Raw genomic sequence first — 14939 nt, 5'->3', positions numbered from 1 at the left:
GACAAAAAGCCCAATCTCCGTCAAAGTAGGGGATTGGGCTTTTCTATGGAAGACGTTTTTTATTCTTGTTACTTTACTCTTCAAGCCTTTTCAGTCAACAGCTTAATTCCTAGCCCCATAAATACGACACCACTTGTTTTATTCATCATGGATTCAACTTTTGGATTCTCTCTTAGTTTTTTGCTGAACTTTGACGCCAGCAGTGCCAAACTCAAGCACCATATAAAGCCAGTGGTGGCAAAAGTCAGTCCCAACATCAAAAATGACAGCATGCCATAAGCATAACTAGCGTCGATAAACTGCGGGAAGAACGCCAAGAAAAATAAAGCGACTTTTGGATTAAAAGTATTGGTCAACACACCTTGCTTATATATTTGCCAACCATCTACAGCCTTTCGGCTAGTCACGTTCGGATCTTTGGATAAATTGTTTGCTATCGAGCTCGAGTTTTTGCTCAGTAGCATTTTTAGACCCAAATAGCACAAGTAAGCCGCACCGATATATTTGACGATCATAAAAGCGGTAGGGGAGTTGGCAAGTAAGACGGACAATCCTAGCGCTGCCAATAACGTATGTACCAAAATACCCGAAGTAATGCCAAGAACAGAATAAAACCCTGCTGTTTGCCCCTGTGAAATACTACGGGTGATGATGTACATGCTATCCGTACCTGGCGTTAGGTTTAACAAAATAGCCGCCAAGATAAACCCTAGATAATTCTCGATACCAAACATCGCAATCACTTCCCTTTAATTACGCTAAGCCCCATCATTTATAGTAGGTAGGTGCGCTTTGTAAATATGCTTATCAGGTCGATATTAACGAGTATTAGATAGGTTGGCAATAGCGCTATCAACACTAAGCTAGCAGCTATTAATAATAAGCTAACGACAACAGAATAGAGGATGTTGAGAAATGACAGACATAAAAAAGCCCAGTCACCGTATGATGACTGGGTTTTTTTATTGTTCGCTTATTAGTCTAATCTGATGCTAAGCAAAAGTGCTAATAAGTGACGCCGAATAGTGGCGTCCCCAGGGGGATTCGAACCCCCGTTACCGCCGTGAAAGGGCGGTGTCCTAGGCCTCTAGACGATGGGGACGCATAGAGTGTTATAACCAGTGGTTACAACGGTACTTCACAATATCAGATAGCTTATTAAATAAGCATTGCCTAGGTGCTGATATTGTCCTACTAGCGAGTATTTATTATTACGTTTCAGTAATACTGAGCGTTGCTATAAATAAGTATGGTGGAGCTAAACGGAGTCGAACCGTTGACCCCTTGCATGCCATGCAAGTGCTCTACCAACTGAGCTATAGCCCCTCGCTAAGAGTGTGCGTATTTTATGTAAGAGCGGCAGTCTTGTCAACACCTATTTTAAAAATAATTCATAAATATGCAAAAAAAAGCGTTTTAGCCTATTTTAAAGGCTCAACAAGCCCAAATTAGCGTGGATTTTGCTTCAGCGCGATCTCTTTTAGGGCTTTATCAGTATAAAACTCTTCTTCGCTACCATCAGAAAAAATAATCGCACAGCATTCAGTTGGCATATATTGACCACCTTTCTCTCGGATCGTTCTGATACCTTTGACGCCAATGATGTCATATTTGCCCAATTTATCTAGATTATGCTTGGTGTAACTACAGTAAGTGCTGTATATCCATTTTAAATCTTCGAAGTCTTGGCCCTTGGTCAGGGTTAGAGTTGCATCAAACAGCTCCTTTACGATGGCATCATAATATTTCTGTGCTTCTTTTAGCGTGTTAAAGACATAATCTTTGCTTTCTATCGTGACGGTTTTGGCGGCCATGTTTATTTCCAATTGAAATGTTTAGTAAAAGATGTCTAATAATTTGAGGTAGTAATAACTGCGCTTAACGAAAAAAGGGTCAGAGATGGCCTGACCCTTTTACATTCGACAAGTTTAGCTAGTTAACTGTTTAGTAGATAAGTTATTCAGCCTCTAAACTATTCAGCAGCAGCTAAGAAATCTGGCAATTCTGCCGCTTGTTTCTCAAGTTTTTTCAGTTTCTTTTTACCGAGGCCACCTAATACATCAACTGCATGACGCAAGCGAGTCAAGGTCATATCAGCACCGATAATCGCCATAGAGTTCATGACTGGCGTCGATGAGGTGCTACCAGCGATAGCGATAAAGAACGGCGCCATAAAGTCACGCATCTTGATATCAAGGTGAGCAGCAAGGCCTTTTAGCGTGGCATAGATGTTTTCTTCTGACCACGTCGGCAGGACTTCTAACTGCCAAAGGGCTAATTGCAGCATCTCGATAATTTGCTCAGGCGTGAGTGATTTATGAGTGAAGCTCTCAGCATTGATCTCAGGTAGGTTTTGGAAGTAGAAACCACCCCAATTAACCGCATCAGATAATAGCTCGATACGTGGCTGAATTGCGGCTGCGATAGCAGTCAGTTTGTCACTGTTACTGGCCCACTCAAGGATTTTGTTCTTTAGCTCTTCAGGGCTAAGCGCACGTAGCCATTCTGCATTGAGCCAGTTTAGCTTTTCGATATCGAAGATAGGGCCACCAAGCGACACACGCTGAATATCAAAGCTGGCAATCATTTCTTCTAGCGTAAACTGCTCAGCATCATTAGGCATTGAGTAGCCCATACGACCGAGATAGTTTAGCAGCGCTTCAGGTAGTACGCCTGCATCACGATAGTAGGTGATAGAGGTTGGGTTTTTACGCTTAGACAGTTTTGATTTATCAGGGTTACGCAGCAGCGGCATGTGGCAAAGCGTTGGCACTTCCCAACCAAAATAATCATAAAGTAGTTGATGCTTAGGCGCAGAGTTCAGCCACTCTTCACCGCGCATCACATGAGTGATTTCCATCAGATGGTCATCGACGACGTTGGCTAAATGATAGGTTGGCATACCGTCGGTTTTTAGCAGTACTTGCATATCGACTTGAGTCCAAGGGAACTCAACCGTACCGCGCAGCATGTCTTGTACCTGACAAGTGCCTTCGGTCGGTACGCGCATACGAATCACGTGCGGTTTGCCCTCGCTTACCAATTGCTCGGTGGTTTCTGGTGCAAGGTGAGCACAGCGACCATCATAACGAGGGGTCTCGCCATTGGCCATTTGCTCAGCACGCATGGTATCTAGCTCTTCACTGGTACAGAAACAGCGAAACGCATGGTCTTTTTCTATGAGTATCTCGGCGTGTTTGGTATAAATGTCGCTACGCTCGCTCTGACGATAAGGGGCATGTGGGCCGCCAATATCTGGGCCCTCGCTCCAATCCAGACCAACCCAACGTAAGGCGTCCAAAATCATTTGCTCTGATTGCTCAGTTGAGCGAGTCTGATCAGTGTCTTCGATACGTAAGATGAATTCGCCGCCGTGCGCTTTGGCAAAGGCCAAGTTAAATAGGGCAATATAGGCAGTCCCTACGTGCGGGAAGCCAGTTGGTGATGGAGCGATACGCGTGCGCACAGGGCGCGTGCTGTCAGTAGAGGTTTGCATGGTAAAAGTCTCAAAGTTTGCTATCGATATAAGCTATTAGTATAAATAGCGATGAAAGATATGAAGTCGATGTTAAGAAATAGCGTAAAATATAGCGCTAGTATAACAGAGACATGTGATATTTTTAATGAAAAGCCCTTCTAGTGCTTGACTACAGGTGTATCCTTGCGATAATAATGCTAAGCAAGTGATAACTTGTTTATTTTCATCTAATTACTGGCCAGTATGGTCGTCATCTATTGAGTTGTTTGTGTCCCTATCTAAATCTAAGTCAAATGCTAACGCTAACCATTCTTCAGTCGCGGCTGCTCCTAAGCCTGCGATCAGCCCCTCTTCGATAGAAAATGATGCAGCTCAAAACCTGCAATCATCGATGGAAGATTCTGCCCCGTCTAATAAGCTGGATTTTGTCCACGATGCGGTGCTGTTGCCAGAGACCGTCGCGGCAGTGCTGGGTGTAAAATCCCTACCCAAGCAAAAAGACGGCGACCAAAATGGCTTAAATATAAGCGGCATCTACGTTGATGCGACCTTTGGTCGTGGCGGTCATAGCAGGTTACTATTAAGTCAGCTTGCCGATGACGCCACACTGATTGTCTTTGACAAAGATCCGACAGCCATTAGTGTGGCGCAGGAATTGGCAAGTAAAGACAGCCGTGTGCATGTGGTTCATGACAGCTTTGCAACGTTGACAGATAGTCTGGCTGCTATGGGCATTAGTGAAGTGGATGGCTTGATGGCGGATTTGGGTATTTCATCACCGCAGATTGATGACGGTAGCCGCGGTTTTAGCTTTATGCGCGATGGGGCAGTGGACATGCGTATGGATACCAGTCGCGGCCAGTCAGTTGCCGAGTGGCTTGAGCAGGTTGACGATGAGACATTGGCCAATGTGCTTTATGAGTTTGGTGAGGAGCGTCATAGTCGCCGTATTGCGCGCGCTATCAAGCAAATGGACAGCTACGAGTCTACGCTTGAGCTGGCAGAGGTAATCAAAGAGGCGCATCCCAATTGGCAGCGCGGCAAACATCCAGCCACGCAAAGCTTTCAGGCCATGCGTATTTTCATTAATAATGAGCTGGGCGATGTCGACGACTTTTTAGCGCAAAGTATTGCTATCTTAAAGTCAGGTGGACAGCTTGCGGTCATTAGTTTCCATTCATTAGAAGATCGCCGCATCAAGCAGTTTTTGCAGCGACATAGCAAAGGGCAATATCCAGAAGACGAAAACCTGCCAATGCCGCCGAATCGTCCGCGCTATTTTAGCAAGCCAAAACGTGTTGGCCCGAGCAAAGCTGAGACGAGCCAGAATCCGCGCGCGCGTAGTGCATGGCTGCGTATGGCGACTCGTACTGACACAGCTTATGAGCAGACAACAAAATCATAGAACAACATGATGTCACAAGTCATAGCTGAATATGATTATTGAGTAGTCTAAGATTGCTAATGTTTGTCTAAATGATGCGCAAATGTCCTAATGGCTACGCCACTGTTAAAAATCTGTAAATATTGTCTGTTAGTCTCAGCAGTTGGTTTTTTATCTGTTTAATAGTTGAATGGTTTTATATAGTACAGCTATGCAACGTGTTTGGTTGTGATATGGCATATTGATAGCCATGAGTTGTGATGACTTGTGGCTCTTAAATATATTAGCTATTGGATGTGTTTTTTACATTCGGTTTTTTAGGTTTAGTTTTTACACTTATAAGTGTCTTTGGTTTTATATTTATCGATGGTATGACTGAATAATGACACGTTCATCTTTCGCAATCCGTTATCTACTCTATCGTTTACGTTCACCTTTTTGAGATCGTCATGGCAATATCTGACAAACCTGCGAATCGCCGCACTGCTACACCTTATAATACCGATGTCGGCGAGCTGTTCGTGCGCCGGTTTAATGTGGTGAGCATTTATGTGGTCGTGCTACTGCTATTGGCAGCCACGATTGTATGGAGTGGTATCAAAACTGCCGAAGAAGTTCAGCAATATCATCAGGATTACAAAACCTTGCAAGACATGAAAAAACAAGAACGTAAGCTGCAAGTAGAGCATCAGCGTCTATTGATTGAGCAGCAAACCTTTAGCGCCACTCCGCAGATTGCCAGTCGAGCGGTTGCTGAATTGGGTATGTATTCGCCAACATTAAAGGATAAGTTGATTATCCAGCCTGGTGTAGCAACGGCATTGGTGCCAGTGGTTACGGAAGACTCAGATGAAGATATGTCTGACGTCATTGGGCCACGTGCCTCTACCGACATCTCTCCTGAAGAACCAGCGACGGAGGCAGGACAATGAGTGAGAAAAAGCCTAAATCCACCGCAAAAAACACTAGCAAGAAACCAGCCAGCGGCAAGGTAACCAAACCTCTCCGCCGAGCCAGTGCTGCTAAATCTGGTCAGACGAGCAGTAAGCCCGATAAAACTGCAAGTAATCGTAAGGCGAAGTTGTTTGGTCGTATCAAAAAAAGCGATACCCAAGGCGCTTATACCAGTGTAAAAAACCGCAAAAGTAAAATGGTTTTCTCAAGCAAAGCGTCAGGTGCTTCTGCTCTTGGCGGTTTTGAACAAGACAAAAACCGTTTTCGTATGGTTTGGGGTCTAGCGCTGGTCATATTGGCGCTACTGATTAGCCGCGCCTACTATATTCAGGTTGCTAATGCACAGTTTTATCAAGACAAAGGCAATGAGCTCATTACCAGTGAGCGCACCCAAAAGTCTTATCGCGGTATGATTACCGATCGCAATAATCTACCGCTTGCGGTCAGTGCACCGCTCGCGACGGTTTCATTCAGTCCGCATGATTATTCGCGTGAATATTACGAGCTAAAGCGCATTATCATCACCAATCCTAGCAGTCCACAATTACAGGCGCGTATGCAAAAGCGTCTAGATAATATGGATCTGACAAAGCTAGCCGCTGCTGCCAATATCTCGGTCGATGAGTTGAAAAAAGTCACGGCTATTGATGATAGTATCGATGTGACCGATGAGAAAGCGGTAAAAGCTGCTTTGCCATCTGGCGCAGGATCGCACTATTTGCCATTGCTTAACAAGGTCACACCTGAGATTGCCCAAAGCGTCAGCTCACTTGATTTCCCAGGCGTCTACGAAAAGAATTTCTTTCAGCGTTATTACCCGCAGCCACAGTCTAATGCACAGCTGCTGGGCTTTATGGGTCAAAACGCCAAGGATCCCGAAGGCGGTTACGAAGGCCGTGCTGGTATTGAGCGTCAGTATGAAAAAGATCTGGCGGGTGATGATGGGAAAGTTTTGGTTCTAAAAGATGCTAAACAAAACAGCCTAAAAGAAATCAAACAAATCGAGCCAGAAGTACCTGGCAAAGATGTGGCATTAACGATTGATTCGCGTTTACAGTATTTGCTGTATAAAGAGCTAGAAAAGGCTGGGCGTTTGCAAAAAGCACGCTGGTCAACGGGTATGATCGTTGATGTGCAGACTGGTGAAGTGTTGGCATTATCAACATGGCCGTCGTTTAACTCAAACAACCTTAATGAGATGACGGGTGAAAACCAGCGTAACCGCGCACTGTTAGATGTGTTTGAGCCAGGTTCGGTAATGAAACCGTTTACCGTGGCGGCAGCGCTAGACTCGGGCAAATATACGCCAACGACTTTGATTGATACCAATCCTGGTTCGATTCGCGTACGTGGCTATACCATTCGAGATCATAATAATTTGGGCATGATTAACATGGCCACGCTATTACAGAAATCTAGTAACGTTGCCTCGACCAAAATTGCATTGTCGCTACCGCCCGATGCCATCACCAATATGCAACGACAGTTTGGCTTCGGCTCGAAGACTCCGTTACAGTTCCCAGGAGAAGGTAGTGGGCTAGTCGTGACGCCAGAAGAAAAAGAGACCTCACGTCGTGCAACGGTTAGTTATGGTTATGGTCTACAAGTGACATTAGCACAGGTTGCACAGGCGTATTCAGCCCTAGCAGCAGGTGGAGTCATGCATCCATTAACTTTAATTAAAGATGACAAGTCGCAGCCAAGCAAACGCATTATGGCGCATGAGCAAGCAATGTCTATCGTACAGATGCTTGAGAGCGTGACTGAGCCTGGTGGTACGGCGAAAGCTGCTGCCATCGATGGATATCGGGTGGCAGGTAAAACGGGTACGTCACGCCGTATCAATCCAGATGGTGGCTATTATACCGATCAGTATCGTAACGTCTTTGCTGGTATGGCACCTGCATCCAATCCGAAGCTGGTAGGCGTAATGCTTATCGAAGACCCACGTGGTCAGATTTATGCTGGTCTAACGGTCGCCCCTGTCTTCCATAATGTAATGAAAGAAGCATTGCGATTGTATAATGTGCCTTTGGATAAGCCACTAAAAACGGAAGCGCAGTAAGCGTTCAATTATTTTAAATGTCCAGTTCTACTGAGCTGACACGTTTTAACTGTTTAGGATTTATCTATGACTATATCATCGCTAGATAGCGCTACTGTTACTTTACAACAGCTTATAGATGCCAATAAAAGCCAGCAGCAAAAACTGGCTGAGCAGCTTACAGCGATGATAGCGACATCGATTCAGAAAGCATCTAGTCAGGTAGAATCATATCAAGCCCAATCTATTGTCCATATTCCGTTTCAACAGTTTCGCTTGGACAATCGCCAATTGGATGCGAATGACGTATTTGTCCTGTTAAAAAGTCAAACAGCCAACTCTCAAAAAAGTCGCGATTATCTACTGCAGGCCGCTGAGCAAGCTGCGTTTGTTCTCTCAGAGATTGACCCTAGCGTTTTGCTTAGCGAAGCAAACAATTCCTCAAATATCAGTAGTGAACCGCAGACAGATAGTATTGCTAATGCACAGCAGCAACTAGCAGCATTGCCATGCCCTGTCTTATACGTTTCTAATATCCGCGACTTTTTGGGTAGCTTAGTTCAAGCACGCCTTCAATATCAGCAGCCAGTGACTCTACCGACCGTGGTTGCGGTGACTGGTACAAATGGTAAAACAACCATCAGTCAATTAGTAGCACAGCTTACTCAATTGATGGGTCAGAGTAGTGCAGTGATGGGTACGGCAGGTAATGGTAGACTTGGCGCTCTGGTGCAAGCCAGCCATACCACGGGCGATGCGTTAGCTGTCCAGCAGTTCCTATATCAGATGGGAACAGAGCAAGCAGAAATATTGGCATTAGAGGCCAGCTCTCACGGGTTGGACCAGCAACGTCTACAAGGTATGCCAGTCACTGTAGCGATTTATACCAATTTGAGTCGTGACCATTTAGACTATCATGCTGATATGGCAGAATATGCCGCTGCCAAAGCAAAACTGTTTGATAAAGCCCATTTTCCAAATTTGACCCATGCCATTATCAACATCGATGATGAGCACGCTCAGGTTATGTTAGATATGGCAACTGATAGCGGTTTGACGGTATGGACATACAGTTTAGATTCATCAAAAGCGGCTACTTTTGTTGCCGCTGATATCACGCCCAGTCTACAAGGCGTCAAAATAAATCTGCGTACTGATTTTGGTGATGACAAAGCTGACAACATAGAGATTGCCAGTCCATTATTAGGTCGCTTTAATGTAGCCAATTTGCTCGCAGCAATAGCAGCCATCGTAGCACTTGATACTGACTTGGCTATGAATATCGAGCGTATTGCGCCTGCTGTTGCACAGTTGCAAGGTGCGGTTGGGCGTATGCAGCGTGTACCGTCAGATGATGGCTGCTTTATCGTGGATTATGCGCATACCCCAGATGCGCTAAGCCAAGTGCTAGCAAGTTTAAAAACCCACTGTAAAGGTCAGCTATGGGCAGTATTTGGTTGCGGCGGAGATCGCGATGCAGGCAAGCGACCGTTGATGGCGCAAGCAGGTCTGGCATGTGCTGATCAAGTTGTTTTGACTGCGGATAATCCACGTACCGAAGATCCCAATATGATTTTGCAAGATATGCAGGCTGGTATGACCGCTGAGCAATATCAACGAACCCATATCGAGCCTGCCCGCCAAACCGCTATTGAATATGCAGTTAGTCACTCAGGTGTAGATGATATCGTTGTCATCGCAGGCAAAGGTCATGAGACCTATCAAGAGATTAACAACGTTCGCTATGATTTCGATGACAGTGTTGTTTTGCAGCAGGCATTGAATCAAGCTGGCCGTGTGTAGTTAATTGGCTTTCGATATATGTATTAGTAAAAATTGATCATTAAATATAAAAATTAAGTAGTCATCATATAAGGTAAACATTATGACAGCCGACACCGATAATACTGCCCAGTCGCAAGGGCTCTATGTCTGGCAAATGGACAATCTGCTCGCAGCGACCACGTCGCTCGATGGGCAGTGGCAACTACCACAAGGCCATGCAGCAGAGCAGACGGCCTTGTCCAGTAAACGTATAGCCACTGATACTCGTACGATAAAGCCAGGCGATATATTTTTGGCGCTCAGTGGCGATAATTTCGATGGACATGATTATATCGACACAGCAATATCAAAAGGCGCTGTTGCCGCTGTTGTCTCTCGTCCTATCTCGTTGTCCGGCCCAAATGCTATTCCGCAATTGGTGGTCAGCGATACCCGTTTGGCGCTAGGTCAATTAGCAGCATATCGTCGTCAACAGCATCCAGATTTAACCGTGATTGCTATTACGGGCTCTAGCGGCAAGACTACTTGTAAAGAAATGCTAGGCAGTATCTTTGGTAGATTGGCACCGACCTTGATCACTCGTGGTAACCTCAATAACGATTTGGGTGTGCCAATGATGTTGCTTGAACTATCAGATCATCATCGTTACGCTATTTTGGAGTTGGGCGCAAACCATATTGGCGAGATTGCTTATACGACTGAAATCGTTCAGCCTGACGTAGCCTGTATCTTAAACATCGGTACAGCGCATTTGGGTGAGTTTGGTAGCCGTGAAGGCATCTGCCAGACCAAAGCAGAGATTTACCATACTTTGACGGACGTGCAGTTTGCGATTGTTCCTGATAAGGATGACTTTACCAATCAGCTACGCCGTATCGCTGAAAAGCATACCTCACATGTGATTGGCTTTGGTAATACGGATGTAAGCGCAAGCCATCTAGACGTAGAGCCTGAACGTAGCGAATTTAAGCTACATATCGGTAACCAAGTCCATGATATCAACTTGCCATTGGCAGGTGAGCATAATGTCAATAATGCCTTGGCTGCTGCTGCCTGTGCGCATGCGCTAAATATTGAGGTAAGTGACATTGTGATTGGGCTAGAAAATGCGCGTCCTGCTAAAGGTCGTCTAAATAGCCAGATACTTGGTATGCATCGTCTTATTGATGATACTTATAATGCCAACCCTCATTCGGTACGTGCCGCCGCCAAAGTATTGGCTGCGCAAACGGGCACGCAAGTCATGGTACTGGGCGATATCGGTGAGCTCGGTGAAGCAGCTATTAGTGAGCATCAAAGCTTGGGCCGTACTATTGCGACCACAGGTATCAACGTGCTGCTTTGTGTTGGCGAATATGCCCCTTATACCGTTGCGGGTGCGCAAGAAGTGTCTGATATCAGTGCTCATGCTTTCGCCGACAAAGACAGTTTATTAGAGTATTTACAGCCGTATTTGCAAGCGCAACAAGCTAAGCCTTGTACTGTGTTGTTCAAAGGCTCTCGTTCCATGGGAATGGAAACACTTATTCATGCGCTAGTAGAGGAGTAGGCGGTGTTAGTTTGGTTGTTCGGCTGGCTTGGCCAGTATTATACGCCGTTTTCTGCGGTTTCTTCGTTGACGCTGCGAGCCTTGCTTGCAGTTGTTACCGCCCTTATGTTTAGCATGATATTTGGTGGTCGTGTCATTCGGCACTTGCGATCGCTCAAATATGGTCAGGCCATTCGTAACGATGGGCCTCAGTCGCATTTGGCCAAGACGGGTACGCCAACCATGGGTGGGGTATTGATCCTAAGTGCGATTGGTATATCGACGCTGCTGTGGGCACGTCTAAACAATCCTTATGTCTGGATTTTGCTCGTGGTTATGGTTATCTTTGGTGCCGTAGGTTGGGCTGATGATTGGCTAAAAATTAAGTATAAAGATCCAAAAGGCTTAATCGCTCGCAAAAAGTATTTTTGGCTATCTATGGGCGCACTGTTTGTCGGTGTGTCTTTGTACTATATCGCCACGCTACAACCCGATATCAACACCACGCGTGAGATGCAGGATCTGCTATTGCCAGTATTCAAAGACTGGATGATTCCATTTTCAGCAGTGCCATTTGGTATTGGCTTTATTATCTTTACCTACTTTGTGATTAATGGAGCTTCTAACGCAGTCAATCTAACCGACGGTTTGGATGGTTTGGCGATTTTGCCAGTCGTTCTCGTCGCTGCAGGTTTGGGCGCGATGGCCTATGTATCAGGCGATGTACGCTTTGCTGATTACTTGCATGTACCTTATATTCCTTATAACTCCGAAGTCATCATCGTCTGTGGCTCAATGGTCGGAGCAGGTCTTGGTTTCTTATGGTTCAACGCGCATCCAGCACAAGTATTTATGGGTGATGTTGGCGCGCTAGCATTGGGTGCAATGCTAGGTACTATCGCCGTGATGACCCGTCAAGAGATTGCCTTTGCGATTATGGGTGGTTTGTTTGTCGCAGAAGCGCTATCAGTGATGTTGCAAGTTGGCTCGTACAAACTACGCAAAAAACGCGTCTTCCGTATGGCACCGCTGCATCATCATTTTGAGGAGATTGGCTGGAAAGAAACGCAAGTGGTGGCAAGATTTTGGATTATTGCCATTATCCTTGTCATCCTTGGGCTAATGACGCTAAAACTGCGTTAAGCTATAACCACCAAATATCTATATGGATATCAATTTGCAAAACTCCAAAAAGCCGTTTCAATCATGATTGAGGCGGCTTTTTATCGCTCAAGGCAGATGAATTTTGTTAAAATGCGAAACATATTGCTATCACTTTGAGATGCCCGTGTCGTTATTTATTTGTCCACTTTGTCAGTCACCACTACAGCCTGCCGTAGATACTTGGCGCTGTGATGGTAGTTTGCACCCTAAGCAAACTTCACATCCCTTTGATGTGGCGCGTCAAGGCTATGTCAACTTACTACCAGTACAACAAAAAAAGTCCAAAGCACCTGGGGATAGCCAAGAATCTATCGATGCGCGTAAGCGGTTTTTGAATCATGGACACTATGCACCGCTCCAAGAGTTAATTAGCCAAAAAATGATAGAATTGCTGTCTAACGATGAGTTAATAGATAAGCAAGATAGCAAGACGGTCAATTGGCTTGATATTGGCTGCGGTGAAGGTTACTACACGCAAGCAATGGCGCAAATGGGATCGGATGTCATAGACACACTGATAGCCGCTGACATCAGTAAGCCTGCAGTGGTTGAGCTGGCCAAAGTCAGTAAAATAGCAGGTCGTCTATGGTATCAGCCGCGCAAAGAAGATACTTCCAAGACGACAGCAGTCTATCCATTAGTGACCAGTGCTGCACATCTACCATTACGCCCGCACAGTATGACGGGTATTAGTAGTATTTTTAGCCCTATCTTGTCCGAAGCTTTTGATAATGTATTGATGGATGGTGGCTATTTAATTATTGCCAAACCTGATATCGGGCATTTGGCAACGATGCGTGATGCGCTATTTGATGATGTACGTGAGCATGATTCTGATAAATTTTTGCAAGAATTGGCACCATATTTTACGTTGGTTGAGACCTGCCGTGTCAGTACAGAGCTGACGTTATCCGCAGAGGATTTGGCTGATTTGATGACGATGACACCTTATGCGTACCGTGCCCGCAGCGAAAAAAGGCAAGCACTATTGGCTGCCGTAGAAACAGTAGCATTTAGCACAGAGGCGAAGTTTGTGGTTTATATTTTGCAGAAAACGTCTGTTTAGCACATTTAGAGCATAGCAGGATGGGGTATTGCTATGCTCGTTTTAGACATTAGCCAGCAACTTCACCGTTTCCGTATTTGCATTCTTCAACAATCAGCTAGTCATTCGCGTTTTTATAAATATTCTGTTTACGATGCTTACCGATGAATCGTAAATAGACTGTCATTTAACCAAACATTACGCCAACACCTAACATGCCTTTAATCGCGCATGCCTTCGTAACAATCGCAACCTTTCTTCAAGTTTCATAAATCTACTTAATACTAGAATCATTTATCATTCTCTTTGTCGATAGAGTAAAGCTTTATCACGATAGTTCATTTAACACTAAGTGAATTATCTATAACTACTCTAAATATGAATTCAAAGGAATAAAATTATGAAAAAGATACTAGTTAGCTCGATTCTAGCCGTTACTGCTTGTTTGTCGATGGTTGGTCAGGCCAATGCCGCGCCTAATTTTGATAAGCATCATACAGCTCAGGTACAGCATCAAAAACACAGCAGCAATAAAGAGAGTAATAACTATAAGCATGCCAAAGCTAAGGCAGCAAAGTCACATCACAAAGCGAACGTAGTGGCTGCTAAACACAAAGCAACAGCCAAAAATGTCCATGCTAAAAACAGCAATGCTAAAAACAGCCACGACAAAAACAGTCATGATAAAAATAACCATGATCGTCGCTCGTAAAAACACAATTTTACTATCCAAAAATAGCGCCTTAATTAGGCGCTATTTTTTTTGTTCTTATATGACACTATTGATCGTTACTCGTTGAGCAAGTGCTACTGACTGATAAACGTCATTGATGTGGATGTACCGCTTTTATTAGGCTGAGTGAGTGTTACTTTACTACTCAAAACATCGCCTTTGGCATTGATTTTATAGCATTCTGACGACGTACCTGCAGCATCAGAAGTCAAAAGTAGATTGCCTGAGGTTTCTATACAGAGCCACGCCGTGTTATTTGTATCTTGTGTGAGCGACCAGTCCTGCTTATAAGTGGCGGTTTTCTGACGCATACTGCTGTCAGCATATACGTTTTCAGTGATGAGCTGATTTGAGTCGCCCACCGTAGCTATCTTAGGGATACTTGTCGTTTGTTTAGCGATTGAATACTCACCCGTACTATCCGTAAAACCATGGAACACCAATGGGTCTAGCGTAAAATAATTGATAGCGACTGACTGATCCGTGATCTGCTGATTCACTGTGTTGATTGTGCTGACTTCTGCGCCTTGTACCATTTTATTATTAAAACGCATGCTGCCTTTAGGAGTGATTTGAATATCTGCGGCTACGCTTTGTCCGCCGACAGTAGCGACCAATTTTTCACTACGTTGTTTGGTATAGATATTGAGTAAGGCAGTCTCAACTGGGTATTGAGTGACTACGTTAGCAGAGTTGTTATTTTGATTGGTGCCTGTTGCCATGCCGCCCATGCCAGTAGCGCAAGCACTCAATCCGAGTCCTGCTACGATACACATTCCTAGTGTTTTCATTATTGTATCCTTTAGTTTATTTAAATAAATACT

12 protein-coding genes and 2 tRNA genes are annotated in these 14939 nt (G+C 44.8%); 8 read left to right on the top strand and 6 right to left on the bottom strand.

Features of this window, described 5'->3' with window-relative positions; genetic code table 11:
- Nucleotides 1-80: 80 nt before the first annotated feature.
- From JMY00_RS06425 to gltX, 5 genes are all read right to left on the bottom strand, one after another.
- A complete protein-coding gene (locus JMY00_RS06425; RefSeq protein WP_201579528.1) occupies nucleotides 81-734 on the bottom strand; it encodes a LysE family translocator in 654 nt (217 codons plus the stop codon).
- A gap of 292 nt (nucleotides 735-1026) precedes the next feature.
- Nucleotides 1027-1102: transfer RNA gene (locus JMY00_RS06420), tRNA-Glu, on the bottom strand.
- 148 nt (nucleotides 1103-1250) lie between these two features.
- Nucleotides 1251-1326, bottom strand: a tRNA-Ala gene (locus JMY00_RS06415).
- A 122-nt stretch (nucleotides 1327-1448) separates the two neighbouring features.
- Nucleotides 1449-1814 (bottom strand): hypothetical protein, encoded by a 366-nt coding sequence (locus JMY00_RS06410; RefSeq protein WP_179799580.1) that lies wholly within the window; start codon nucleotides 1812-1814, stop codon nucleotides 1449-1451.
- 158 nt (nucleotides 1815-1972) lie between these two features.
- Nucleotides 1973-3496: a glutamate--tRNA ligase gene (gltX, locus tag JMY00_RS06405; RefSeq protein ID WP_201579527.1), complete on the bottom strand. Its 1524-nt coding sequence runs from the start codon at nucleotides 3494-3496 to the stop codon at nucleotides 1973-1975.
- Nucleotides 3497-3869: 373 nt separating this feature from the next.
- Between gltX and rsmH the strand changes: the two genes are divergently transcribed.
- The 8 genes from rsmH to JMY00_RS06365 all read left to right on the top strand — a co-directional run bounded on the left by rsmH (nucleotide 3870) and on the right by JMY00_RS06365 (nucleotide 14094).
- Nucleotides 3870-4883 (top strand): 16S rRNA (cytosine(1402)-N(4))-methyltransferase RsmH, encoded by a 1014-nt coding sequence (gene rsmH, locus JMY00_RS06400; protein ID WP_201579552.1) that lies wholly within the window; start codon nucleotides 3870-3872, stop codon nucleotides 4881-4883.
- A gap of 428 nt (nucleotides 4884-5311) precedes the next feature.
- Nucleotides 5312-5794, top strand: coding sequence for a cell division protein FtsL (locus JMY00_RS06395; protein WP_057762053.1), 483 nt, complete (start codon nucleotides 5312-5314; stop codon nucleotides 5792-5794).
- Complete coding sequence (locus tag JMY00_RS06390; RefSeq protein WP_201579526.1) at nucleotides 5791-7881, top strand: penicillin-binding protein 2; 2091 nt, start codon at nucleotides 5791-5793, stop codon at nucleotides 7879-7881. The genes JMY00_RS06395 and JMY00_RS06390 overlap by 4 nt, the downstream gene beginning before the upstream one ends.
- A gap of 66 nt (nucleotides 7882-7947) precedes the next feature.
- Complete coding sequence (locus JMY00_RS06385; protein ID WP_201579525.1) at nucleotides 7948-9663, top strand: UDP-N-acetylmuramoyl-L-alanyl-D-glutamate--2,6-diaminopimelate ligase; 1716 nt, start codon at nucleotides 7948-7950, stop codon at nucleotides 9661-9663.
- Between the two features lie 82 nt (nucleotides 9664-9745).
- A complete protein-coding gene (gene murF, locus JMY00_RS06380; RefSeq protein ID WP_201579524.1) occupies nucleotides 9746-11194 on the top strand; it encodes a UDP-N-acetylmuramoyl-tripeptide--D-alanyl-D-alanine ligase in 1449 nt (482 codons plus the stop codon).
- Between the two features lie 3 nt (nucleotides 11195-11197).
- Nucleotides 11198-12316 carry a phospho-N-acetylmuramoyl-pentapeptide-transferase gene (gene mraY, locus JMY00_RS06375; RefSeq protein WP_201579523.1) on the top strand — a complete coding sequence of 373 codons (1119 nt, stop codon included), beginning with the start codon at nucleotides 11198-11200 and terminating at the stop codon, nucleotides 12314-12316.
- A gap of 139 nt (nucleotides 12317-12455) precedes the next feature.
- Nucleotides 12456-13403 (top strand): putative RNA methyltransferase, encoded by a 948-nt coding sequence (locus tag JMY00_RS06370; RefSeq protein WP_201579522.1) that lies wholly within the window; start codon nucleotides 12456-12458, stop codon nucleotides 13401-13403.
- A 379-nt stretch (nucleotides 13404-13782) separates the two neighbouring features.
- Complete coding sequence (locus JMY00_RS06365) at nucleotides 13783-14094, top strand: hypothetical protein (RefSeq protein WP_201579521.1); 312 nt, start codon at nucleotides 13783-13785, stop codon at nucleotides 14092-14094.
- Nucleotides 14095-14189: 95 nt separating this feature from the next.
- Here JMY00_RS06365 and JMY00_RS06360 read toward each other — a convergent pair whose 3' ends face one another.
- Nucleotides 14190-14906, bottom strand: coding sequence for a hypothetical protein (locus tag JMY00_RS06360; RefSeq protein WP_201579520.1), 717 nt, complete (start codon nucleotides 14904-14906; stop codon nucleotides 14190-14192).
- Nucleotides 14907-14939: the final 33 nt, after the last annotated feature.

The organism is Psychrobacter sp. Pi2-52 (assembly GCF_904846705.1).
Lineage (GTDB): Bacteria > Pseudomonadota > Gammaproteobacteria > Pseudomonadales > Moraxellaceae > Psychrobacter.
Note: the sequence above shows the minus strand (reverse complement) of the source record. Positions and strands in the feature narration are given on the sequence as shown.